The 23,751-nt window shown below is 30.9% G+C and carries 25 protein-coding genes; 24 read left to right on the top strand and 1 reads right to left on the bottom strand.

Annotation, left to right across the window (positions count from 1 at the left end; genetic code table 11):
- Positions 1-30 precede the first annotated feature (30 nt).
- Positions 31-1,914 (bottom strand): molecular chaperone DnaK, encoded by a 1,884-nt coding sequence (dnaK, locus tag ACFFLS_RS09015; protein WP_379686256.1) that lies wholly within the window; start codon positions 1,912-1,914, stop codon positions 31-33.
- Between the two features lie 354 nt (positions 1,915-2,268).
- Here dnaK and ACFFLS_RS09010 point away from each other — a divergent pair, with 354 nt between their 5' ends.
- From ACFFLS_RS09010 to ACFFLS_RS08895, 24 genes are all read left to right on the top strand, one after another.
- Entirely contained in the window at positions 2,269-2,829 is a 561-nt protein-coding gene (locus ACFFLS_RS09010; protein ID WP_379686255.1) for a hypothetical protein, read from the top strand.
- Positions 2,830-2,943: 114 nt separating this feature from the next.
- Positions 2,944-4,422, top strand: coding sequence for a TlpA family protein disulfide reductase (locus ACFFLS_RS09005; protein ID WP_379686254.1), 1,479 nt, complete (start codon positions 2,944-2,946; stop codon positions 4,420-4,422).
- Between the two features lie 293 nt (positions 4,423-4,715).
- Positions 4,716-5,342 carry a hypothetical protein gene (locus tag ACFFLS_RS09000; protein ID WP_379686253.1) on the top strand — a complete coding sequence of 209 codons (627 nt, stop codon included), beginning with the start codon at positions 4,716-4,718 and terminating at the stop codon, positions 5,340-5,342.
- Positions 5,343-5,477: 135 nt separating this feature from the next.
- Positions 5,478-5,951, top strand: a complete 474-nt coding sequence (locus tag ACFFLS_RS08995) for a hypothetical protein (protein WP_379686252.1) — start codon at positions 5,478-5,480, stop codon at positions 5,949-5,951.
- Between the two features lie 155 nt (positions 5,952-6,106).
- Complete coding sequence (locus ACFFLS_RS08990; protein ID WP_379686251.1) at positions 6,107-6,760, top strand: hypothetical protein; 654 nt, start codon at positions 6,107-6,109, stop codon at positions 6,758-6,760.
- Positions 6,761-6,913: 153 nt separating this feature from the next.
- Positions 6,914-7,501, top strand: coding sequence for a hypothetical protein (locus ACFFLS_RS08985; RefSeq protein WP_379686250.1), 588 nt, complete (start codon positions 6,914-6,916; stop codon positions 7,499-7,501).
- 172 nt (positions 7,502-7,673) lie between these two features.
- Positions 7,674-8,357 (top strand): hypothetical protein, encoded by a 684-nt coding sequence (locus ACFFLS_RS08980; protein ID WP_379686249.1) that lies wholly within the window; start codon positions 7,674-7,676, stop codon positions 8,355-8,357.
- A 175-nt stretch (positions 8,358-8,532) separates the two neighbouring features.
- Positions 8,533-8,925 carry a hypothetical protein gene (locus tag ACFFLS_RS08975; RefSeq protein WP_379686248.1) on the top strand — a complete coding sequence of 131 codons (393 nt, stop codon included), beginning with the start codon at positions 8,533-8,535 and terminating at the stop codon, positions 8,923-8,925.
- A 169-nt stretch (positions 8,926-9,094) separates the two neighbouring features.
- On the top strand, positions 9,095-9,610 hold the full coding sequence (locus tag ACFFLS_RS08970; RefSeq protein ID WP_379686247.1) for a hypothetical protein: 516 nt from the start codon (positions 9,095-9,097) through the stop codon (positions 9,608-9,610).
- A gap of 168 nt (positions 9,611-9,778) precedes the next feature.
- Positions 9,779-10,249: a hypothetical protein gene (locus ACFFLS_RS08965; RefSeq protein ID WP_379686246.1), complete on the top strand. Its 471-nt coding sequence runs from the start codon at positions 9,779-9,781 to the stop codon at positions 10,247-10,249.
- 151 nt (positions 10,250-10,400) lie between these two features.
- Positions 10,401-10,946, top strand: coding sequence for a DUF1877 family protein (locus tag ACFFLS_RS08960; RefSeq protein ID WP_379686245.1), 546 nt, complete (start codon positions 10,401-10,403; stop codon positions 10,944-10,946).
- Positions 10,947-11,145: 199 nt separating this feature from the next.
- Positions 11,146-12,063, top strand: a complete 918-nt coding sequence (locus ACFFLS_RS08955) for a hypothetical protein (protein ID WP_379686244.1) — start codon at positions 11,146-11,148, stop codon at positions 12,061-12,063.
- Positions 12,064-12,268: 205 nt separating this feature from the next.
- Positions 12,269-12,763 (top strand): hypothetical protein, encoded by a 495-nt coding sequence (locus ACFFLS_RS08950; protein ID WP_379686243.1) that lies wholly within the window; start codon positions 12,269-12,271, stop codon positions 12,761-12,763.
- 173 nt (positions 12,764-12,936) lie between these two features.
- Positions 12,937-13,635 carry a hypothetical protein gene (locus tag ACFFLS_RS08945; protein ID WP_379686242.1) on the top strand — a complete coding sequence of 233 codons (699 nt, stop codon included), beginning with the start codon at positions 12,937-12,939 and terminating at the stop codon, positions 13,633-13,635.
- Between the two features lie 169 nt (positions 13,636-13,804).
- Positions 13,805-14,161 (top strand): hypothetical protein, encoded by a 357-nt coding sequence (locus ACFFLS_RS08940; RefSeq protein ID WP_379686241.1) that lies wholly within the window; start codon positions 13,805-13,807, stop codon positions 14,159-14,161.
- A 190-nt stretch (positions 14,162-14,351) separates the two neighbouring features.
- Complete coding sequence (locus ACFFLS_RS08935) at positions 14,352-14,801, top strand: hypothetical protein (protein WP_379686239.1); 450 nt, start codon at positions 14,352-14,354, stop codon at positions 14,799-14,801.
- A gap of 62 nt (positions 14,802-14,863) precedes the next feature.
- The gene (locus tag ACFFLS_RS08930; RefSeq protein ID WP_379686237.1) at positions 14,864-15,502 is read left to right on the top strand and encodes an ankyrin repeat domain-containing protein; all 639 of its coding nucleotides are present in this window, start codon (positions 14,864-14,866) and stop codon (positions 15,500-15,502) included.
- A 682-nt stretch (positions 15,503-16,184) separates the two neighbouring features.
- Entirely contained in the window at positions 16,185-17,009 is an 825-nt protein-coding gene (locus ACFFLS_RS08925) for an SIR2 family NAD-dependent protein deacylase (protein WP_379686236.1), read from the top strand.
- Positions 17,010-17,180: 171 nt separating this feature from the next.
- Complete coding sequence (locus ACFFLS_RS08920) at positions 17,181-17,819, top strand: hypothetical protein (protein ID WP_379686234.1); 639 nt, start codon at positions 17,181-17,183, stop codon at positions 17,817-17,819.
- A 181-nt stretch (positions 17,820-18,000) separates the two neighbouring features.
- Positions 18,001-19,056, top strand: a complete 1,056-nt coding sequence (locus tag ACFFLS_RS08915; protein WP_379686233.1) for a DUF4240 domain-containing protein — start codon at positions 18,001-18,003, stop codon at positions 19,054-19,056.
- A gap of 56 nt (positions 19,057-19,112) precedes the next feature.
- Positions 19,113-19,736, top strand: coding sequence for a hypothetical protein (locus ACFFLS_RS08910; protein WP_379686231.1), 624 nt, complete (start codon positions 19,113-19,115; stop codon positions 19,734-19,736).
- Between the two features lie 567 nt (positions 19,737-20,303).
- Positions 20,304-20,939 (top strand): WG repeat-containing protein, encoded by a 636-nt coding sequence (locus tag ACFFLS_RS08905; protein ID WP_379686228.1) that lies wholly within the window; start codon positions 20,304-20,306, stop codon positions 20,937-20,939.
- 104 nt (positions 20,940-21,043) lie between these two features.
- Positions 21,044-21,802: a hypothetical protein gene (locus tag ACFFLS_RS08900; protein WP_379686226.1), complete on the top strand. Its 759-nt coding sequence runs from the start codon at positions 21,044-21,046 to the stop codon at positions 21,800-21,802.
- 618 nt (positions 21,803-22,420) lie between these two features.
- Positions 22,421-23,731: a DUF2931 family protein gene (locus tag ACFFLS_RS08895; RefSeq protein WP_379686224.1), complete on the top strand. Its 1,311-nt coding sequence runs from the start codon at positions 22,421-22,423 to the stop codon at positions 23,729-23,731.
- Positions 23,732-23,751: the final 20 nt, after the last annotated feature.

Below are 23,751 nucleotides of genomic sequence, written 5' to 3'. Positions count from 1 at the left end.
ACTTTGTACTAATTACTTAATACAAAAGAATTATTTTACCTCTTCGAATTCAACGTCTTCAACGTTATCTCCAGAAGACTGCTCTTGTTGTGGAGCAGCTTGTTGACCTTCACCACCTTGAGCGTACATTGCTTCTGTAGCTGTTTTCCAAGCTGCATTTACATTGTCTAATCCTTTTTGGATTGCATCAAGATCTTGAGATTGGTGCGCCATTCTCAATTCAGTTAAAGCATATTCGATAGCTGTTTTTTGCTCGTCTGTCAATTTATCTCCCAATTCTTTCAATTGACTTTCAGTTTGGAAAATAGTACTGTCAGCTTCGTTCAATTTCTCAGCTCTTTCTTTTGCAATTTTATCAGATTCAGCATTAGCCTCAGCATCTTGCTTCATTTTTTCGATTTCATCAGCTGTTAATCCAGAAGAAGCTTCGATACGGATATCGTGAGATTTTCCAGTTCCTTTATCAGTAGCAGTTACTTTGATGATACCATTTGCATCAATATCAAAAGAAACCTCGATTTGAGGAACTCCTCTTGGTGCTGGTGGAATACCATCTAAGTGGAAACGACCGATAGTTTTGTTATCTGCAGCCATTGCTCTAGCTCCTTGCAATACGTGAAGCTCAACAGATGGCTGAGAATCAGATGCAGTAGAGAATACTTGAGATTTTTTAGTTGGGATAGTTGTGTTAGCTTCGATAAGAACAGTCATAACACCACCCATAGTTTCGATTCCTAAAGAAAGAGGCGTTACGTCAAGCAACAATACATCTTTTACATCTCCAGATAAAACTCCACCTTGAATAGCAGCTCCAATAGCAACAACCTCATCAGGGTTAACACCTTTAGATGCTTTTTTACCAAAGAATTTTTCCACTTCGTCAGCAATTCTTGGCATACGAGTAGAACCTCCTACAAGGATTACTTCGTCGATATCAGATGTAGATAAACCTGCATCTTTTAATGCTTTAGCAACTGGTTCCATAGAACGTTTTACTAAAGAATCAGATAATTGCTCAAATTTAGCTCTAGATAATTTTTTCACTAAGTGTTTTGGTCCAGAAGCAGTAGCAGTTACGTATGGTAAGTTGATTTCTGTTTCAGCAGAAGATGATAATTCAATCTTAGCTTTCTCAGCAGCTTCTTTCAAACGCTGTAATGACATTGGATCTAAACGTAAATCAATTCCTTCTTCAGTTTTGAATTCGTCAGCTAACCAGTCAATAATAACTTGGTCAAAATCATCACCACCTAAGTGAGTATCACCGTTTGTAGATAATACTTCAAATACACCGTCTCCTAATTCAAGAACAGAGATATCAAAAGTACCTCCACCTAAATCGTAAACAGCAATTTTTTGATCAGTTCCTTTTTTATCTAATCCGTAAGCAAGTGCAGCAGCAGTTGGCTCGTTGATGATACGCATAACTTTAAGACCAGCGATTTCACCAGCTTCTTTAGTAGCTTGACGTTGCGCATCGTTAAAGTAAGCAGGAACAGTAATAACTGCTTCAGTTACAGTTTGACCTAAATAGTCTTCAGCAGTTTTTTTCATTTTTTGAAGTGTCATTGCAGACAATTCTTGAGCAGTGTATAAACGACCGTCAATATCCACACGTGGCGTATTGTTGTCACCTTTTACAACACTGTAAGGAACTCTTTTTGCCTCATCTTGAGTTTCAGCAAAAGTATGTCCCATAAAACGTTTAATAGAAGCAATCGTTTTTGTAGGATTCGTTACTGCTTGTCTTTTTGCAGGATCACCTACTTTAATTTCTCCACCTTCAACAAAAGCGATGATAGATGGTGTAGTTCTTTTTCCTTCTGCGTTAGGGATAACAACTGCTTCGTTACCTTCCATTACAGAAACACAAGAGTTCGTCGTACCTAAGTCAATTCCGATTATTTTACCCATTTTTTATATATTTAATTTTTGATTTAATTTTTTAAACTCATGTGGCATAAGTCAATCTTTGTGCCAATATAAAAAAGCAAATAAAATTGTCAGTTTTACAGTCTAAGCCTTCAAAACTATCTGACAACATGACATTTTTAAAGACTGACATATATGGCATGCCTTTATTTTCTATGTCATCCTAAAGGGATTAAGGAGCTTATTCCCGCTATCCGCTCTATCTTTTATGGCGAACACCGCCATAAAAGGATGCCGCTTCTATCGGGGCTAGAAGTGTCATTTTCATAAGATGTTTAGGTATGAATAGTATTAAAATAATTACATTTAGCCCAAACAAAATTCACACTTATACGCATGATAGAAAAATTAAGACAAGATTTTGCAGAATATAGCAAAAGAAAAATACGTAATAAAAACGAATTACTAGAATTACTCCCTTTTCCAATTGAATCTAAAAATGAAATAGGCAGAAAAATCATAAAGGACATTATTGCTTCTAAAAATAGTGATGACATGGATTTTTGTCTTTTATTACTTTGGGTAGTCGACGAAGAGGATGATTGTATAGATTTGCTTCACGAAATATTTTTAGAACCTTGGCACACAAAACACGATGATATTATTCATAATCTGCAATGGAGGGAGCATCCATCCAGCGTGCCTACAATTAAAATCGCAATGCAGCAGAAATTTCCTTTTCTAGAAGCTTGCTCCAGAACTGGGCCATTTATAAACCAATGCGGGCATGCACTAAAAAGCATTGGAACTGAAGAAGCTATAGAAGCAATAAAAGATCTGGCCGAAAACTCAGAAGATCCTATTGTTAAAGCCGAAATGATTTACCGACTTAGTAAAATATTCCCAGAAAATTATCCTGAAGACGAAGATCTTCCGAGATGGTATGATTTTGACTAAATAATCTCTTATTTGTATCTATTAAAAAACAATAACATAATCGTTTTTATTTTGGCAATCGTTAAGATACTTCCTGATTTTCATATATTTGAAAGTACTTCAATCTAACCAACTATGAGAACACTTGTATTTTTCCTTTTTGTTTTAATGCTAAATGCGCAGTCTAAAAAAGATATTCAAATAAAAGGAAAAATTACAGGAAAGATTCCCGAAATAATCGAGTACACCCTTCCGGTCAACGGAATTGATTATTTTGGTTTTACCGATTCTGTACAGCCCGACGCGTTAGGAAACTTTCAAATAAACCTGAAATCTGACCAAGCCTGTTTTATCGAAATTTTGCATAATTACAAACCATTTGGAGTCCTAATTGCTGAACCAGGAATGAACTATACAGTATTTATCAACACCGAAAGCAAGGAAAACAAATTTGAAGTACAATCGAAAAACAAAAAAGGACAAGATTTGTACAATCAAATTGAGAACAGAAGCATGATTGAAGGTGGGCATTTTGAACTCGAATCTCGAAAATACCATAATGACAGTATTCCTTCTGAAATAAAACAAAAAATAGAACAAAGCAGACAGGCTGAATTGGCAGGTTTTAAACAGCTTCTTAAAGACAAGGTGATTTCTAAAGATTTCTATAATCTTATCGATCAAGACCGAAATTATTTTTATAAAGGTGTTTTAGGAAGTGTCGCTTTTATAAATTATCTAAATGAACCCCGCAATAAAAACACCTTATCCAAAAAGCAGTATAGCGAGCTTTGGGCAGAAATTTTCAAATCTAATCCTGTTACAAATCCGAAACTTTTAAGTTCGCCTTGGTTTTATTTTTATGTTCAAAACTATTTGCGATACAACGAATTAATTGTTGAGAAAATAAGTATTGATGCGCTTTCAGAAATAGGCAAACAAGGTAGGGTCCATACTCATAATATCGAAAATGCAAAAAAACACTTATCCGGAGTTCAACTGGAATATTACATTGCCGCTTACCTCTATGACGCGGCAATTCAGAAAAATTACGAAAAAGAACTTCTTTCGCTTTTTGAGCAATTCAAAAAAGACTATCCCTCAAGCCCTTACACTACTTTTTTAGAATCTATAATCGTTCCAGTAGTCGCATTTCATAAAAAGAAAGAACAGCCTTTAAACGAAAAAATAAAATTCATAGAAAATGCAACCAATTTAAACTCAATAGCCTATTTATTAAAAAGCCTTAACGGAAAACAGTTTTATGTTGACATCTGGGCCACTTGGTGCAGTCCGTGCAAGGAAGAATTTAAAGAAAATGCCCAATTGTATGAATTACTAAAATCGAAAAACATTTCGATGGTCTACATTTCGATTGATAAAGAAAGCCGAGAAAAACAATGGCGCGACATGACACATTTTTATAATTTGGAAGGATATCACATCCGTGTTAATGAAAAATTAGATGCCGATTTGAGAAATTTGTACGGCAACGATTCGATTCCGATTCCGTGGCATTTTCTGGCAGACGAAAACGGCATTATTACAATTAAAAAAGCCAGTGGCCCTTCTGATATTCAAAAATTAGAAAAACAACTTAACGACAACCAATAAAATCATCTTTGGAAAAATGTGATGTAAAAACCCTATTCACATCACACAAAAAAAGAAGACAAGCTGCATCATCTTACTTAAAAATTTACAAGAAAAATTCTATATTTGGAAATAGATTTCAGTGTCACGAAATGATTCAAAATACTGGAGATAACAGCTCCTAAAAAAGATTTTGTAATTGACTTAATAAGAAGTTGATTTTGCATTTGGAATATTTAACGAATGGTTTTAATTTAGTCCCAAACCCGCTGTAGTAGCGGGACGTTAGCAGTAATGCTCAAAGACGACACCGTATGATAAAAGCAACATTGACAACAACGATTTTTTTACTTCTATGTTCAGTGACATTTGGACAAAAGAAGAAGGACTTAAACATTGACTTTATGTTGCGTGGACACATTTATGCGAAATCAAGCATAATAGACACGACAGCGTTAGGTGGCTTTGGGGGTTCAGACAATTTCCCAAAAAAGATAAATGAAAGTTTAAATCTTTCTTACAGTGGACTAATATTAAAGATTGATACAACGCAAACGACTTCAATAAACAACAAATACATTGGCTACAAACTTTACATTGCAAACAAAACTGACTCAATTGTGCGACTTGAGGCATCTGACAGCCGTCTGAGTGTCATTCCAGAAATATTTTATAAAGGTGAATGGAAACCAATTGAGTACTTACCAAGTAGTTGGTGTGGCAATAGTTATCACGATGTTTATTTGAAGCAAAACGAATATTGGGAGTTTGACATTCCTAAGTTCACAGGAAAAATAAAGGCAAAATTGCGTTACAAACTCATTTTGGGTAAAGACAATTACATTTACTCAAACGAAATTTTGACAAGCATTAATAAAGGACAATTAAAAAATAAGGAAGGACATAAACCAAATGGAATTATGGACCCATATAACGACTAAAAGAAGCACTACTGCTAACACGGGTTTTGCGTCAGGCGGGCTGACGGGAAAACTTGGAACTTTGTGGTCCCAAACCCACCCGAACGCAAAGCCCGAAACGTTGGCAGTAATTAACCCACAGAATTGAGAAAACATATGAAAATTAAAATCTTTTTTATTCTTTTATTCGGTTATTTATTAATTAATTGCGATGGAACTTTGGGCGGTTTTGATAGCAGAAATTTTGAGACACCCAAAAAGAATATTGAAAAGGCAATTGATACTTTGTTTAAGAAAAATGCTGAACTTGAAATTCCAGAAAAATGGAAAGAGTATGATAATTGGAAAAAAAGTGGTTATGACTTTTTGGATACTAGGATTTTTTATTTAAAATCAGAACCTGAAGAAATGTATTATGTATCATTTGTTGCAGACGGAAATGAAAAACAAGATGAAAATGGGCCAACTATAATAGCCATTCGTTCAATCTTCACTAAAAGACACAATAAGTGGCTTAAAGAAGAAGACTTTAGTGTTGATGAAAAAGAAAGAATTGAAAATAGATTTGACTCTGAAATTATTTCAAAATTGGAGAAATACAGCGGTATTAAAGCAACTAGAGAACAGTAACTACTGCCAACAGCCGTTTGGCGAGATTGGGGTTTTAGGCTGAATTTAAAAATGGTCTTGTATTTGTAAAAATAGTGTTTAACCGAAATATAAATCTTATTTTAGTCCCAACCTCGCCAAGCACCAGAACGTTAGTGGCAAGCTTAAAAATCGACATGAAAAACCTTCTATATTTAATAATAGCAATTACTCTTTTTAGCTGTAATGAAAAGTCGAAATCTTTAGTTAAAGTAAAAACAGAAATCAAAAAAGAAAATAAATATTCGGAATTACTCGAAAAGTTTGAGAACATTTCGTTTGATACTTTAAAAATATTTTCTGAAGAGAATTTCAAAAAATTCAAAGGGCGTGAACTTGATAGTTTGAATGTTATTTTATTTCCAAAAGAAATAACAATACAGCATTTTAATGATCCTCCAGGACTATTTGCTTGTTATAAATTCTCAATCAATAAGGAAACTATAGGGTTAATAATGAGAACGCCGTCAGAATATCTACCGTCTTCTATTAAGCTTTTCATATATGACAGTAAAAACAATAAAATTAAATCATATATGGAATTAGCTGAATCATGGGGTGATGCAGGAGATGGTATGCAAAAAACTTCTTGGCTAATAAAAAAAGTAAATAAGTTTGAAGTATTTACTTGGGTTAACGAGTCAAGTTATGAAAATCCAGAAGATTCTATTCCTGAAAGTTGGGATTCGTATTTTTTAATTGATATATCCAAATCAAAGTTTGACACGATTAGCAATGATACAAATGTATTGGCTAAAAAATACAGAAGTTTGATAAAATCCAACCACTAACACACGCTACAATCAAACTGAGCAATTGGCAAAATTTGAAGATGGTCTTGTATTTGAAAAAATAATTTTTAACCGAAAGTTTAGGCTTTCTTAATCCCACAGCCTGCGTGTAGTGTCAGAATGTTACCAGAAATTTTACAAAAATCAAAACCTATGAAAATGCATTTAATAATTTACTTGTTTTTAACAATATCCTTTTCAACAATTTACGCACAGAAAAAAACTGCGGTTAAACATAAACAAACAAAAACTAATAATGTGAATAATGATATTGAACATATCACTAGGAATTTTTCATGTAATATTAACGGTAAACAATTTAAGCCCTCTTGGGAAACTATCGCCACAGAGCCAAAAAATGCAAACATACATATTACCCAAAAAGATTCTAAACCTTATGTTTTAATAATGGGACTTGAAATAAACTCAAATTATGTTGAACAAATTACATTTGGCGGATTTAACTTTAATAAAATTGGAAAATATAATTTGACTAAAGACAAGTTAATTTTTGAATATTTCTACAGATTTGACAAATCTAAGTCTGAGATAAAACTTTCTTCTCAAGATATAGAGACCTTTACTACTGGAGAATTAGTTATATCAAAATTTGACACAATAAATAAAAGATTCAAAGGAGAATTTAAGTTTAAATTATTTAATCCAAAAGTCTCAAAAGATACAATTAAAGTGACCAACGGTAAATTTTATTTAAATCTTATTACAAATTATAGAGAATAAAAAACTTCTGGTAACAGCCGTTACAATCGATTTGCAGATTTAGCGGAATTATCGGTTTTATTCATATTTTCGTTAAGCCGAAAATACTCAGTTTCATAACCTTCAAACCGCTTGTAACGTCAGAACGTTAGTTAGAAGTTTAAAAAACCGAGCAAACTAAAAAGATAATCTAATGAAAAAAGCACTAATATTTTTAATTGTAATCTTTACTTCTTGTTCAGAAAAAAAAAGCAACAATACTCAAAATGAAATCATTGAAGTAAAAAATATTAGTTTAAAAGACAAAGTAACAATAGGAAATGAATCATATTATAAATTCAATCCCGATAGTATTTCAAATGTTAATATAGATAGATTTAGTATAATAGAATCCTACCAAATTGAAAAAAATAAATTTATTTTCGGAAACTTCAATCCAATAAATAGTGAAATATCAAATCCTGATTATGAAAATAATTATGGCGCAAGGTTTTTATTATTAAATGAGAAAAACGAAGTAAAATATAAATTTAAAGGTGTTGAAGATGTATACCTTTATAAGCCCTATTTTTATAAAAATAACCGAAATAATAAAATTATCATAGTTTGTCATTTAGCTTATGAATATTTTTTTGGAGGTGATGTATATTTATTTGAAAACGAAAAAATAGAATACCTTGGAAATATCGATATTGAAGGAAAGTATGAAGAAAAAACTTTAATTGATATTTTAAAAATAAATGAAAATGAAGATAAAATATTTTTCACATTTGACTCTGATTCAATAACGTATAAGCCTGGAAATAAAGATGATTATGTAAAAAACAATAATATTAGATATGAATATTACAATAAAAAACTCAATCTAATAAAATAAAAAATCTACTGTCAACACAAATTTGGAAAGATTGGGGCGTTAGGCTTGATTTAAAGATGTTTTTGTATTTGCAAAATTTGTATTTAATCGAAAATAATCGCATTTTCAATCCCAAATACGCTGTAGCGCCAGAACGTTATACGGGATTTAGACTGACATATCGTAAAAGAGACTTATGAAAAAAATTATTCTAACACTTTTATTAATTACTAATAGCGTATTTTCTCAAGATTCTGGTGAAAAACGTGACACCATGTTTTTATTTTTTAATACTAAATTTTATAAAAATATTAAGCTAAGTAAAACTGAGACTAAAAAGGAACTACATTACAGATATATATGGTCTACTGATAGCCCAGTAAACTCTATTGAATTAGTTGTGGATACAAAACGATCTAAAGTTAAGGTAAATAGAGAAAAAATTTGGGCTCCAAATGAAAAGTATGGAATTTCGTGGTTTGAAGACGAATTGAAAAATACGAAAGTTATTTATATAGTAGAAAAAATAAATAACAAAGAAAAAGTTAAGAGAGTATTAAAAGTGAATCCTGATATTGTAGTTTTATAAACCTCACATAACAGCCGTCACACGAGATTTGGGCATTTGGCTTAATTTGAAGATGGTTTTGTGTGTGAAAAAATAGTTTTTAACCGAAAGTTTAGGTTTTCTTAATGCCAGCCTGCGTGTAGTACGAGAACGTTAGCAGTAATAACCACAAAATCCTGATAAAGAAAAAATGGGAATATTAGATAAACTTTTTAGAAAAAAGAAATTAGATTTTCCACCAAAACCGAAATGGAAACCTAATCTTCCTATTAATCATTCTGAAATTGTTGAAAAAACAAAATACTATACTGGAGAAAAATTGCAGTTTGCTGTTTTTGAATTTGGAACTGTTATATTTTTTGCTTCAAAAGTTGAAAACATTGAGGAAAGTGCAAAATCAGTATTAAATAAAATATATAATTCTCATCCTGACATGAAACCGACAACAATGGATGATGGGAATTATTTAGTTGAATATAGTCAGCCAGCATTTACAATAGTATTTAAAGATGAAATTGAAAAATATTGGGATTATATAGAAAATAATCATCTAGATGGAGTTTGCAGAGATGAAGTTTTAATAAATGGACAAGGGCAACGCAATGTTTTTGAAAAAGAGGGTAAAATTTGTTTATTTGGACGAACTAAAATGTTTCTTGACGCTCAAAATCCAAAAGTTATGAGAATGTTTGATGTTGAAAAATAAGTTACTATTGGTAACAGCTACTACAACGGATTTGGGCATTTGGCTTAATGGAAAAATGATTTTGTATTTGAAAAAAAGTGCTTAACCCAAACATAAATCTTAATTTAGTCCCCAACTTCACCAAGCTCCAGAACATTAGTTGCAAGCAACATATAAAACTTAAAAAAAATGAAAACAAAACTTTCTATATCAATTCTTATTTGTTGTTTGTCACTTTACGGACAACAAAATGTTGATTTTGAACAAAAAGCCTTTGAGTTTTATAAAGATTCTATAATCAATAAAACTTCATCAAAAATTAACTTTGTCGTTAAAGTTCAGAACTATAATTATTGGAAATCAGATTGCACAGAAAAATTCACACTTAAATGGCAAGATACAATGGTTGGAGGTACAGACAACCTTGAAGTTAAAAATATTATTTTAAGCAATGACAATAGATTTAAAATGATTAATAAATTTAAAAAAGGGGATTATCCACGAACTTTTATCATAGCAAATCTGAGAAAAAATAAAAACCAAAACTTTGTCACTATTGTCGAAAGCTACAAAGACGAAGTCATAAATTATCTTTTTGAAATGGATATTTATGGAAAAGTTAAAAGTTGGTGTAAAGGAAAATGGATTGGAGAAAATTAAAGCATCCACTAAAAGGCGTTTGGCAAGATTGCGAATTTTGTAGTAAATCTACACTTACTTTTCGCAAGAAATTTTATCTTAGCGTAAAGTACTAGGTTACGAAATTTGCAACCTCATCAAGTGCCAGAACGTTACCGGAGATTTAAAAAAAATGAAATCAATGAGCAGATCGACAACAATTTATAGTATTTCAAAGGAACTTTTCGATGAATTAAAAAGTTCTGAAAACAGAAAAGAGATTAAAATACATAATCGAGTAAAAGATTATTATACATTTCAAAACTCATTTATGGGAATTGAATTTGTTTTGACAAAAAACAAATCTGAACTAACTAAAAATATACTTAACCAAATATTTAATCCAACAGAATATTTAGGCGATTTTGACTTTGAAAATCCAGATTTTGAAGAAATGATGGATTTTATGGAAAGTGGAAATTATTTTCCATATCTAAGTAACGAAAGAGTAACTGAAATTAGTGAAATTATATCTGAAATTAATGAATCTGAATTGAGAGATAAATATAATGCAACTGAACTAAATGAAAACGATATTTATCCAAATGAATGGACTAATGAAAATATCGAAGGAGAATCAAATAATCTAAATCATTTAATAGAAGATTTTTCAGAATTAAAAAAAATAATAATTCAAGCAAGTAAGGCGGAAAATTATTTGCTAATTTGCTCAGGTTAAAAAATAAGAAAAAACTACGGTTAACAGCTACAGTAAAGGATTTGTGCAATAGACTCAATAGAAAGACAGTTTTGTATTTGGAATGATCTGCTTCGCCTGTTCGTTATCGCTCGAGTGGAAAATCCGAAAATAGGACTTAATTTAGTCCCAAATCCGTTGTAATAACGGGAGGTTGCCTGCAAATAAAAACGACACTTCAATGACGCCAACAGCTTTGACAAACTTTCTTGGAAAATCAATTTTATCAGAAGAACTAAAATCGTTCATGAAAAAATTTGATTTGCCGACAAATCCAAAACGCCAATTGGATTATCAATGTAATTCTTACGACACGAGTTCAAACAATGAAAAACATGGAATTTATTTAAATTTTGATGGTTATTACAGACATAAACTTGAATATGGTGAACCAATTTTAAGATATGAAAAATCAGACAATGAACTTTTTTTAGATGAAATTACAATAGACAATGACTTTTTAAAAAACAAAAAGCCATCTGTCTTTGATTTACCTTTTGGACTTTTACTCGGTGACAGCCAAGAAACAGTATTACAAAAGCTTGGAAAAAAACCTTATGAAAAAAGCCCCAACTCATACGGATATTGTTGGTGGACACAATTTGATGATTTCAGAATATTGACAGCATTAAGCCCTGAATATAAACTTATTTGGGTACGTATTATAAAGTTGACTTTAGATGAAAAAGAAAAGATTAAACTTAAAAAATATCTAAGCCAACAAAACAAGAATATTAAACCTGAAAATAAACCTTTAATCTTAGGGTATTTAAATAAATTACCAACAACTGAATGGAAACGAAGAAAAGATGAAGGCGACAATATATTTACAGAAAGAGGAATAAATGTAGTTGAAAGCTTGTTGAAAGACTATTTACAAACATTAACTGAGCTGACAAATCAAAAAAAAGCCACAAATATTTATAACTCTATTAAGAAAATCGTAATAGCCATAAATAAAATTAATGACAAGCATGCAGGTTTTATTGAAACAATGGAAAGAGAAGAATTATGTGATTTTATCAACAATGTCGTTAGAACGACAGGACTTGTAATTGAAGACAGTATTGACTTGACAGAAGAATGGAGAGAATGGTAAACTTAACTGCAGAAAAAGCGGTACTGAATAGCTTCTGTTGGAATTTGGTGTAAAGTTCAACTTTAGTTCTTCGATTGAACTTTTATGCAAAATTGAAAATCTGTACTTCGATTGCTACACCATCGCAAAGCGACAAAACGTTAGTGGCAAGTGTGACAGACTATATTGTGTCATTTAAACATTTTAACAATAAAACTAAATAAGATTGGTACTAACTAAAAATCAAACCACTGAAATAAAAGGAGCTATTGCTTCAGCTTTAGAAAAAGTTTACGCTCTAGACTTTTCATTGATAGAAAGACATGCACATGAACGTTCTTGTGCATTCAGATTTGGACTTTATTTTTCAGAAATAGTTGCTCGAACTTCATTTGGAGTTGATAATGAATTGACTATTGATTTTGATTATAATCGAAACCATAGAAATGTCAAAAATATGAAGGGCTTCAATACAAAACACGGAATTTTTCCTGACATTATTTTACATCACAGAGGGTTTAATGATAAAAATATCGCTGTAATAGAATTTAAAGGCCATTGGACAAGAAACGAAAGAGATGATGAAAAGCTTAGAGGTTTTACAAGTCAAGAAGCGAATGATTATCATTACGGAATAGGCGTATTTATTAGACTAGCGACAACTTTAGACACATGTGAAATAGTGTATTACAAAAATGGTACATTTGAAAATGAACAGTGATAAATTAAACAATAGAACATCAGTCACTAAAAAGATATTGCCAAAAGCGGGACGAAATTCTTCGATTGAGAATTTGTCCAAAATTTGAAAATTTGTACTTCGATTGCTACACCATCGCAAAGCTACAAAACGTTAGTGGCAAGCATAAAAACACCTCTTCAAACAAATCATATATGAATATTTTACAGAAAATAGCTAGACAAATAATTAAGAAGTCGTTCAACTTTTCAGTTTGGACAATTGAACAATTTCACGACAAAAATTACTATGCTGACCAAGTAGAAAATTTAAGAAAATATCCAATTGGAACATTGGGGCACGACATTGCTAAATGCCTTGACGACAATAAACTTGGACTTGTTCCTAAATATGAAAGTCACGACTTAAAACACGTTTTGCTCGACTTTAAGATGACACCCGTTGACGAAATCAGAATGCAAGCGTTTATGTTAGGAAACGGAAATTATACAATTCCTTGTTTTGCTATTCTCACATTTGGAGCAATCCTTTTGCCAGATGAGTGGTCGACATTTTATAAAGATTTTAAAAGCGGACAAAAATCCAAACCTATTTCAAGTTGGACAATTGAAAAATATGCTGATTTTCAAACCCAAACTTTAAGAAAACAAGTAATTGAAACGAGAACTGAAAACCAAAAAACAGTAACGATGAAGGCTATTGTTAAATATGGAGCATTGGCTTCAATTATTGCAGGAATATTTGGAATGCTATTTTGTTTACCATTCCTGTTTTCTTCAAACATTGCAGACTTAATTGGAGCTGGTTTTCCTTTTGTCGGTGGAGCAATTTTAACAGTAGGCGGACTATTTACACTTTCAAATTTACATAGACAAATACCAAAATATATTTAAGAACACCCGTCAATAATAGGCGTTTGGAACTATTTGAGTTTTAGGCTCAATTAAAGATGGTTTTGTATTTTTAAAAATAGTAATTAACTGAAGCATAATTCTTAATTTAGTCACAAACCTGCTGTAGCATTGGGACGTTGGCAGTGATAATCTTAATGAACATTTACCTATGAAAGTAAAATCTTTCCTGATTTTAATAACTCTAGCCTTTATTAGTTGCAAAACAGTTAAAGTCACCGAAAATGAAAATAACTATTTGCTTGCAGATTCAGGAAAAGATAAATTCTATTTGGTTGAATTAATTCGGCAAAAACAAACCGAAGGAAAACTTGGAGAAAAGCCGATGCTAATAATTAATGGCACTATTATTTTTTTTTACTATAAGAAAGACATTGAGAAAATTGTCATAAGCAAAGCTGAAATCAAAGGATTACGAATCACCGAAGCAGAAAAATGTGTTTCACTTTATGGAGCCGGATGTAAATACGGTCTTATTGAAATTAATACTTACAAATCCTTCGAATAGTTAAGACTTCCGCCAACAATTACAACTAATTTAGCAATTGGCTTAATGAAGAACTAGTTTTGTATTTGTAATGATTTGCTTCGCCTGTTCAGTATTGCTCGAGTGGCAAATCCGAAAATAGTACTTAATTTAATCGCAAACCCACTGTAATAGAGAGACTTTAGTAGACAATAACACAATGTTTTAATTAATGAAAAAAATATCTTTAGTATTAGTCATAATTCTTTTTTCATGCTCAAAGAATAAAATTGAGACAAATGATTCTCTAAAAACTGACGATATCAAGTATATTAAGAATCTAGGTCTTCTGGATGATAGAGAAAAAATAATCCGATTTTATTCTGAATATAAAAATGAAGTTGCTGGTAATTTTTACACCGACAAAAGAATCTGTACGTATTGGATTGATGAAAGGAATGTCTCAAAAAATCAAAAAAAAATTGCATTTTACAAAGATGTAATAAAACTAAAACCTAATTATAATCCTGGTCTGACTTACAGTAAATATGTTGAAGTGACAAAATCAGACGGAAGTACATTCAGAATATGTATGAATGGTACAAAAGCTGAAATTGAAGATTTTGTTAATGTTATGATTCTAACATGGAAAAAAAGCGTTAGAATAAATCAAGAATACTAACAAAAACTGCAACAGATTTTAACAAATAGATTCAATACACAGCAAAAAAATATAAAAAAGGAATGAAAGCATTATTTACTGCAATCCGAGAAAGGGATACGGAAAAAATAACAGAACTGATAACAAAAAAACCAGACCTTGTAAATTGCATTGCTAAACAACCGCCAAAAAAAGACGACGGACAATCTCCACTACAAATTGCCTTTAAGACAAACAATTTTTGGGCAGTAAAATACTTTTTGGAAAATGGAGCAGATGTAAATTTCATAGACGCAATATCCGTTAATGAATGGAAAATGCCCGTTCTTCACGATGCAATAATGGCGATAGTAGCTTTAGCTAGATTTGAATTTTCTGTAGACCCTTGGGATGAAGAAAAAAAACATCTTTACGAGTTAAAGGGAGTTAAAGAACACTTTGACAAAGCATTCTTCTTATTAAAAATAATGGTTGACAAAGGAGCTGACGTAAATTCTATTGACAGTTACGGAAATTCAGCATTAATGCGTGTTTGTACCGATATTAAAAATCCTTGGACAAACAATGAAAGACCATTAGCAAAAGAAACTATCGAAGACTTAAAACAAATTTTTGATTTACTAATTTCTTCAGGTGCAGACATTTATCGACCTACATCAACAAGAAAAGCAATTACAGAAACAAACATAAAGCTATTAGAACAAATTGGAATCAAAATTTAGCAGATGTTTTTATATTTAATTCAAAGAGAACTTAATATTGTTATAGATTGGTAGCAAATCCGAAAAGAAGGCTTAATTTAGTCTAAAATACGCTGTAATAGCTGGACGTTAGCTATCAGTTTAGAGCAAAAAAAAATAGCAAAAAAAATAACCCAAAGATATAAAGCTAAAAAGAAATGTTTGAAAAATTAAACGAAATCAATAAGAAAAAAAACTTTGAAAAAATTGCAAATACTTTTCTCTTAATTTTAATTTTTCATTTACTATTTGTTTTCGCCATTTATTATTCAACAAAATTTAATTTAAGTAATCCTTTGCTTCCAAAATATTTAGCCTTTGAATTTTTTGCGCCATACGCACAAAAAGGAATGATTGTAACCTTTGGATTGTTAATCGCTACGATATTAAAATTCTTTAAACAGCATGTAATCATAATATTAATCTGCTTATTCGTTATTGCGGTTTATTATTTTACGAGTTTTGAACCAAATTTTACTGCATATCAGAAATAGAAACTAAAAAACAGATTTGGACAATTGACATAATAGAAAGTTAGTTTTGTCTTTGGATTATTTGCTTTGCCTCTACCCTAACACTTGGATGGCAAATCCGAAAACAAGACTTAATTTAGTCCCAAACTCGCTATAGTAGTTAGGACGTTGACAAATATTTAAAACTCTGTATGAAAGAACAACTTGAAGAAATTATTAAACAAGTCTATAATAAAAAAAATAGAAATCTTTTCACTTTTTTAACTGGTGCCGGTATTTCTTCTGAAAGTGGAATTCCTACTTATAGAGGTATTGATGGTATTTGGGTAAAAGGAACAAAATTCCACAAGCCTGAAGAATTTGGAACTCTTAAATATTTTAAAGAAAACCCTGAAGAAGTTTGGCAATATTCACTTTTCAGAAAAAAAATGTTTGAAAATGCAATGCCAAATGAAAGTCATAATCAAATTGTAGAAATTGAAAATCTCTTAAATGATAAGTTCCATTTAATCACTCAAAATATAGACAATCTACATAGAAGAGCAGGAACAAAAAGAATTTATGAAATTCACGGTAATAATAGAGAAATTAAATGTTCAAATGGTTGTAAAGGAATACAACATCTACCCGATGCAATTAAAGGTAAAGATATAGATGAAGATTTAACAGAAAAAGAAATAGAATTGCTAAAATGCAAAGAATGTAACAATTGGATGAGACCAAACATTTTATGGTTTGATGAGTACTATGACGAAAAAACGAATAAAAAATTTAGTTCTTTAAAAATTGCTAAAAATGCAGGCATTCTTTTTATTATTGGAACTTCAGGAGCAACAAATTTACCAAAAGCAATTGCTGAAACCACATTAAAATACGGAGGAACAATTGTTGATATAAATACAGAGGATAATTTGTTCACAGAACTTATTAGGAATAAAAAAAATAAAATTATCATTCGAGAAACATCAACAAAAGCGCTTAAAATGATTAACGAAATAATAAAAAACATCAGTTAACAGATGCTAAACCAAATTTGGGCAATAGGCTAAATAAAAAAGTTTTGTATTTCTAATGATTTGCCTCGCCTGTTCGCTATCACTCGAGTGGCAAATCCGAAAATAAGGCTTAATTTAGTCCCAGACTCATTGTAGTTGCAATATGTTAGCGGATACCTTGGGGGAAAAAAAATGAGAAAACAAAAGAAAATATATTATTCGGCAGGATTAATTAGCATATTATTGCTTCCTGTTTTGTGTATATTATATTTAGAGAATATTGATGCATTTACTCATTATGGTTCGATAGATTTATATGTTTGGAATGGTAAAGATTTTAAAGAAGAAACTACCAAATTTTTAAATTCAAAGAAATTCACGATTGTAAATCTAACAGGAGATTCGGTATCTGATAAAGCAAAATTAAAGATTGCCCAAAAAAATGTGAGACAAATAATTTCAACTAAAGATTCTATAAAAGGCATAAAATTTCATTTTGATAACAAAGCACAATATTGGTCTTACATTAGTGTTCTTGATATTTTTCAAATTGAAAAGGCTCAAGTCTATTTACCTTATAAAAATGACATCTATTTTGCTAATCCAAAAATTATTACACATAAACCAAACGTAAACAAAGAAGCAATTAGAACTTTTATTTGTGTTTCGGCGAGATTACAAAATGAATATTTGGAAGAACAAAAAAATAAATTAACCTACCAAAAAGTAATAGATTTTTCTAAAAAATATTTTTTACCAATAATAGCTTATTTTCTTATGTTTTTTTTCACATTAAAAAGAATGGTGAACGAAAAAAACGGCATTCGCTAACGGCTCCTTCAACAGATTTGGGCAATAGGCTAAATAAAAAAGTTTTGTATTTCTAATAATCTGCCTCGCCTGTTCGCTATCACTCGAGTGGCAAATCCGAAAATAGACTTAATTTAGTCCCAAACCGCCTTAGTAGTGATACATTAGCAACCATTTTAGAGCGAAACACAAATAGACAACAATGAGTTACGGAAAATTTCAAAAAGAAGCCGGAGTATATACAAATTGGAGGAATAAAAACAATCTTCCTTACCTCAATTATGAGAAAGTTGAAGAAATCATACGAGACAAATGGATTACAGACAAACGCTACAAAGAACTAATTGCTTTCATTCTAGAAAATTGGGACTCCGGAAATTGCGATAACTTTAGCAGGCCTTTTAGCAAACATCTTATCGACAACAAAGAATTGAACTTTTACAAGAGACTTTGGAAAGGGATAATCAGAAACCGACTTGATAAATTTTGGAATCAATATGATTATTTAAGACAAGAGCTGCCCGATTTTACACTTGAAAAAATAAAATTAGTCAATATTAACGGGTTTAATCAATTTTCATCAGAAGAAAGTATTGAGCGATGTTTTGCTTGGAAACGGTTGTATATCATTGAAGGTATTAACGAGTTTATTAAAGGGCTTGAAATTCTAAAAGACAGTGAAGAAATAGCAAAACAAATCTCATTACTTGCTATAGTTTCAAATCTTGAAAAGCCAAAACCAAAACCTACGACTGACAAAAGAAAAATTGATGAAACTATATTTTGGCAAATAATTGACGAAAACCGTAAAATATCTACTGACCAATTCAATTTCCTTGACAATTTAAAATCAACTCTAGAAACATTTCACCCAAAGGAATTGCGAAAATTTGACAAATTGTTGATTACAAAAGCTAACGAATTAAACACTTGGGAACATTGGGCATTAGCATATATTGTCAGAAGCGGTTGCGGTGACGATGAATTTGATTATTTCAGAGTTTGGGCGGTTTCTAAAGGACAAACATCATTTGAAGCAATAAAAGAATTAAACGAAAATCAACTTTTACAAATCTTTGATGAAGACCCACAACTTGAAGAATTGAATTATTTAGCTGAACAAGTTTACGAGACAAAAACTTCTGACTTAATGCCTCCAATAAGAGTTAAGACAAGTAAATTGACTGGTAAACGGTGGGACGAAGACAATCTTCCACAAACCTTTCCAACACTTTGCAAGCTTTTCAACTTTGAATGACAAAAAACGACCACAAACGAGACGTTAAGTAATATAATATCAAAAAAAAGCGCAAAATGAGAACCCTAATAATCTTGCTACTTTTAATTTTAACTTCTTGCATACAAAAAGAAGAATCTAAATTTCAGAAAATAAATTATAACGTAGCTTATAATTATCTTGATAGTTTAGGGAAAAAAATTATTCCAGACAAAAACTATCAATATTGGCAATATGCAACTTACTATCAAGGTATTGGTGATCAGAATATAAAATATACTGTTCTAAAACATGGCGGTGATACTTTGCTGAGAAAAAAAATCAGTGAAAAAATTAATCCAAACAAGATTATTGGAATATTTCAAGGTGGACATCCAAGTTATCGCTGTAATTATGCCGTAACTATTGAAAATCAGAAAGTAAATTACATAAAAACAGAAGATGAATTCAGAACTTTTTTAGGGACTATAGATAATCTAGAAGAAGCAATACTCCTAGCAATAACTTATGGATATGTTTTAGATCATGATATTAGAGGGAGTGCGTATCGGAAAGTTACAAATGGTTTTGAATTGCATTTGACGAAATATCATGATTTCCCATTGAGCAAAGAGTCGATTGAAATAAAAATCAACAAGAACGGATTTATTAAAACAAAAAGCCTCGGAATTTATTGTGAAGGACGAAAGTGTATGCAATAACATTACGTTGCATAACAGCCGTTTGGTAAGATTGATATTTTAGGCTCAATTTTAAAATGATTTTACATTTGAAATAATTTGCTTCGCCAGTTCGCTATTGTTAGGTTACAAATCCAAAAAATGGGCTTAATTTAGTCATCGGATGCGTTTGTAGCGCAAGAACGTTAGCCATAATATTGTCAAAAAGAGCGAGAATAATAATAGACTTAAATAAAAAAACTAAATAAATTATGAAAAAATGCATCACTGTAATTGCTCTATGTTTTACATTTTTAAATTGTAGTTCAACGAAAGATATAGCTTCAAATGATGGAAGCTCAATCGAAAAAGCAATTAAGGTTGAGAAAGCAAACGAAATAACTAAAATATTAAACAAAAAATATTGTTGCCTTAAATCTGACAGATTTGAATATTCTGCAGGGCTTTGCTATGCTTCTAAAATAACAAATTGAGAGAACATTATCGACTAATTGCTATAAATCAATTTAAAAAAATCATTAAAATTTTACAAGAAAAATTTTATATTTGAAAACATATTTCAGTACCAAGAAATAATTTCGAAAATAAATGAAAATAGTATTTAGCTTACTTTTCCCCTTAATGCATTTAGTAGGCAATGCACAAAACGACCCTGAATTATTTCCTGTCAACGATAAAAAAGTAGGTTATCTAGGCTATTATCTCGAAGACATGACCAATGTAGTTGCCCCGCAATTTTGTTCGGCAACATACAGTGTTGACGGTTATTACATTGTCTCAAAAGGCGAACACGAATACTATGAAAATGGAAGGCGAAAAGAAGAGCATATTCCAAACACCGAAAAATTTGGATTGCTTAACAGCAAAGGCCAATTTATTATCGACTTTAAAAACGACTATGACGGAATTTATGTCAGCAAAGGCATCATTTATATTATCAAAAATAATCTATACGGAACGGTAAATGAGCAAAATGAAATCGTAATTCCGATAGAATATGAAGAATTAAACATAGAGGACAAAAACGTTATTATTGCCAAAAAAAACAGCAAATACGGAGTTCTAAATTCTTTGGGAGAAACAATTATTCCTTTCGAATTTGAAGATCTAAATGTTGATGAAGACAAAATAAAAGCGGTTAAAAACAAAATTGAATATTATTATACTTTAAACGGCACATTCATTAAAAGCAAGAACGGCAACAATACTAAAAAACTCAAATAAAAAGCTGTCAAAACAGAAAATACAAGAATTAAAACCTTTCGTAATCATTAAATATACTTTCTTAAAGAAATTAATTACATTTAGTTTTTCTTTAAATCATAAAAATGAAAAAACATTTTATACTTATAGTATCCATTTTACTGGTTATCTTGATACAATCCTGCAACAAAAAAGAAGTTAAAAGCGAATCAAAAAATGCTGCAATTATAGACAGTCTCCCAAATAATGAAGAGTTTGAGGAAAATGGCGAAGAATACGACGAAGATCTTTCTGAAGACGTAGAGGTTATTTATCCTGAAACTGGAAATAAAACGGCAGACTTTCTTCCTAAACCTGCTATTTATGAAATTCAATATGAAGCAAAAGGCGACCTTAACAAAGACGGCCTTGATGATGTTATCGTTGTCTTAAAACACAAACAGGTCAATACAGCCAAAAGGCCTATGCTGATCCTTTTGCAAAATGCAAACAAAACGTATCGTTTAGACAAAGTTTCTGATGTAGTTATGCCGGCAGAATATAACGAAAATGATTTTAAATTCTATGACCCTGAAAATATTAGCGTAGAAGAAGGAGCGCTCCGCATCTATCTTTGGGGCGGTCCGCATAACATGATTTTGTGCAAGTTTAAATACTCTGGAAAAGACCTTGTTCTTACCTACATGACATCTTATTCGGGTGGTGCTGGCCAATGTATTGAAACTACAGCTGATTATGAAAAAGGTGAAGGAACTATTGCCGAAATCTATACAATGGATGAAAATAGTTCTCCGATTTCTACATTTAAAACAAAATCAGAAAAACATTTGTTCGAAAACACTTCTATTTTGGATTTGTATAACGGAGAAGAAAACGCACCTTAAAATCAGTAATAGCTATTTCAGCCTTTACTTTATGCTCATGAACGTATCAAAATGCGAATAACAATTTAAAACAATCTGAAAATTAAATGACCCTTGACCTAGTATGTTTTTTATTTGGATTAATGATAATTCCTTTTTCGTTTCAATTTTTCCCAAAATTATATTTCAATGAAAAACTGTTTTGGCCAATTTATATTTTTACAATTATTTTGGCTATTCTGGGTTTATTGACTTTAGGAAACTCAAATTCGTCAAAACCAAATTTTTATTTATTTCTAATTTGTCCATTATATTCTTTATCAATTTTAAGAATTGGTCTTAAATTGTTTAAAAAAAGTTTTGAAAGAAATCCTAAAAATCCTCCCCGCTTTTCTTTTGAATATGATGGATTAAATTGGGACAGATTTTTTTATTTTTCATTTATGATGTTAAGTTTAGTGATACCAATGGGAATTTTAGCATATTGTTTCCCATAACAGTATAGTATCTAACATAAGTTTGCCTACATCCATATAAAAACACAACTAATACTAAACAGTAAATTTTCATTTAAAAACAATAGTCATAACTTTTCTAAAAACAATTTTAAAAGTTAAACTAGTAATAGCACAATCAACAATGAAATACTATTTTAAACTTTTTCTCCTTTCAATAGGAATCGGAATAATCAATGTACTGCTTTTTCTGTTTTTATTGCAATTCCAAATTGTCCACAACAGTTCTTATGTGCCGCAAGAGCTTTTTATTATTTTTCTGATTTTATTGGCTATTATTCCACAAACTGCTTTATTGTTTGTTGTTGCTTTTATTTCCAAAAAAAATCAATTGGCTATTACTATTTGTTCAGGATTATTGATTGTGGCTTGCTTTTTAGTCCTTTGGAATACTTCTGATGAAGAAAGGCAAACGTTTAACAATGAGCAGGTTTTTCGCAATACCGAAAAATATGATTATATGCAAGGGATTTCTACACCAGAAGGTTATCCCATAAAATTACTCTCAGAAAGCAGATTTACTCTCGCTGTCACTGCAGATCGTACGCCATACACTCTTTTAGAAACTGGTAAAGTTTATTCTATAAATTGGGGAAACGGAGACACTACTTTTAAATCTTCTGATGGACCCGATATTGTAGTACCCGATAGTTTAAAACTTAGCTGGTATTCATTTTTAGAAAATAAATACTATCGATTAAACACAAAACTAGACAAAAACAAAATATCTAGGTATTTCAAAACACAATACAAACGAGATATAAGCGGTAATTTGGACCGAATAATAATTGCTGATTACCAACGATTGATTGCTGGAATCGCTCCAGGCGGAGATGTCGTACTCTGGATTTCAGGTGTTAATAATACTAAAGAATTAGAAGTTTTTAAGGCCGACTCAATAAATGTTACAAAAATCAGAGATTATGATGTGGTAAAAGCGGACGAAATGAAAAAAGTTTTGACAGATACTTGCACCTGTGAAAATGATGTTCAGTTCCGAAAAATAGTAAATAACGGAAAACCAATTCCCTATGGAATTTGGGCAAATAAGTACCGAAAAAAATACAATTGGAAAGCAGAAATCAATAGTTTTGGCCAAACGAAATCGGCATTGGATATTAGTTTTTTTAATGGCGAAGAATATGAATTGTTCAACGAAGAGGTTCTTAAAATGACGTATCAAAAACAAGTTGTTCCAAATTATCTGATTTATACATTCATCAAAGACAACAAAACATATAAAGCATTTCTTCAGTTTGACGAAGAAGAAATATTCAGTCATTTCGAAAAATTGGCATCAAACAATTCAAATGAATTACTTGATATTGTACTGAATATAAGTTCAGATTTAAACCAAACAACAATTCAATTACGTTCTAAAGACAAAGCGCTCGATTTTGAAAAAATGAAAACTGTAAAAATTCGTGCCGATTAATACTAGTCTCAAAACTTTAA

Source organism: Flavobacterium procerum (assembly GCF_042431625.1).
Taxonomy (GTDB): domain Bacteria; phylum Bacteroidota; class Bacteroidia; order Flavobacteriales; family Flavobacteriaceae; genus Flavobacterium; species Flavobacterium procerum.
Note: the sequence above shows the minus strand (reverse complement) of the source record. Positions and strands in the feature narration are given on the sequence as shown.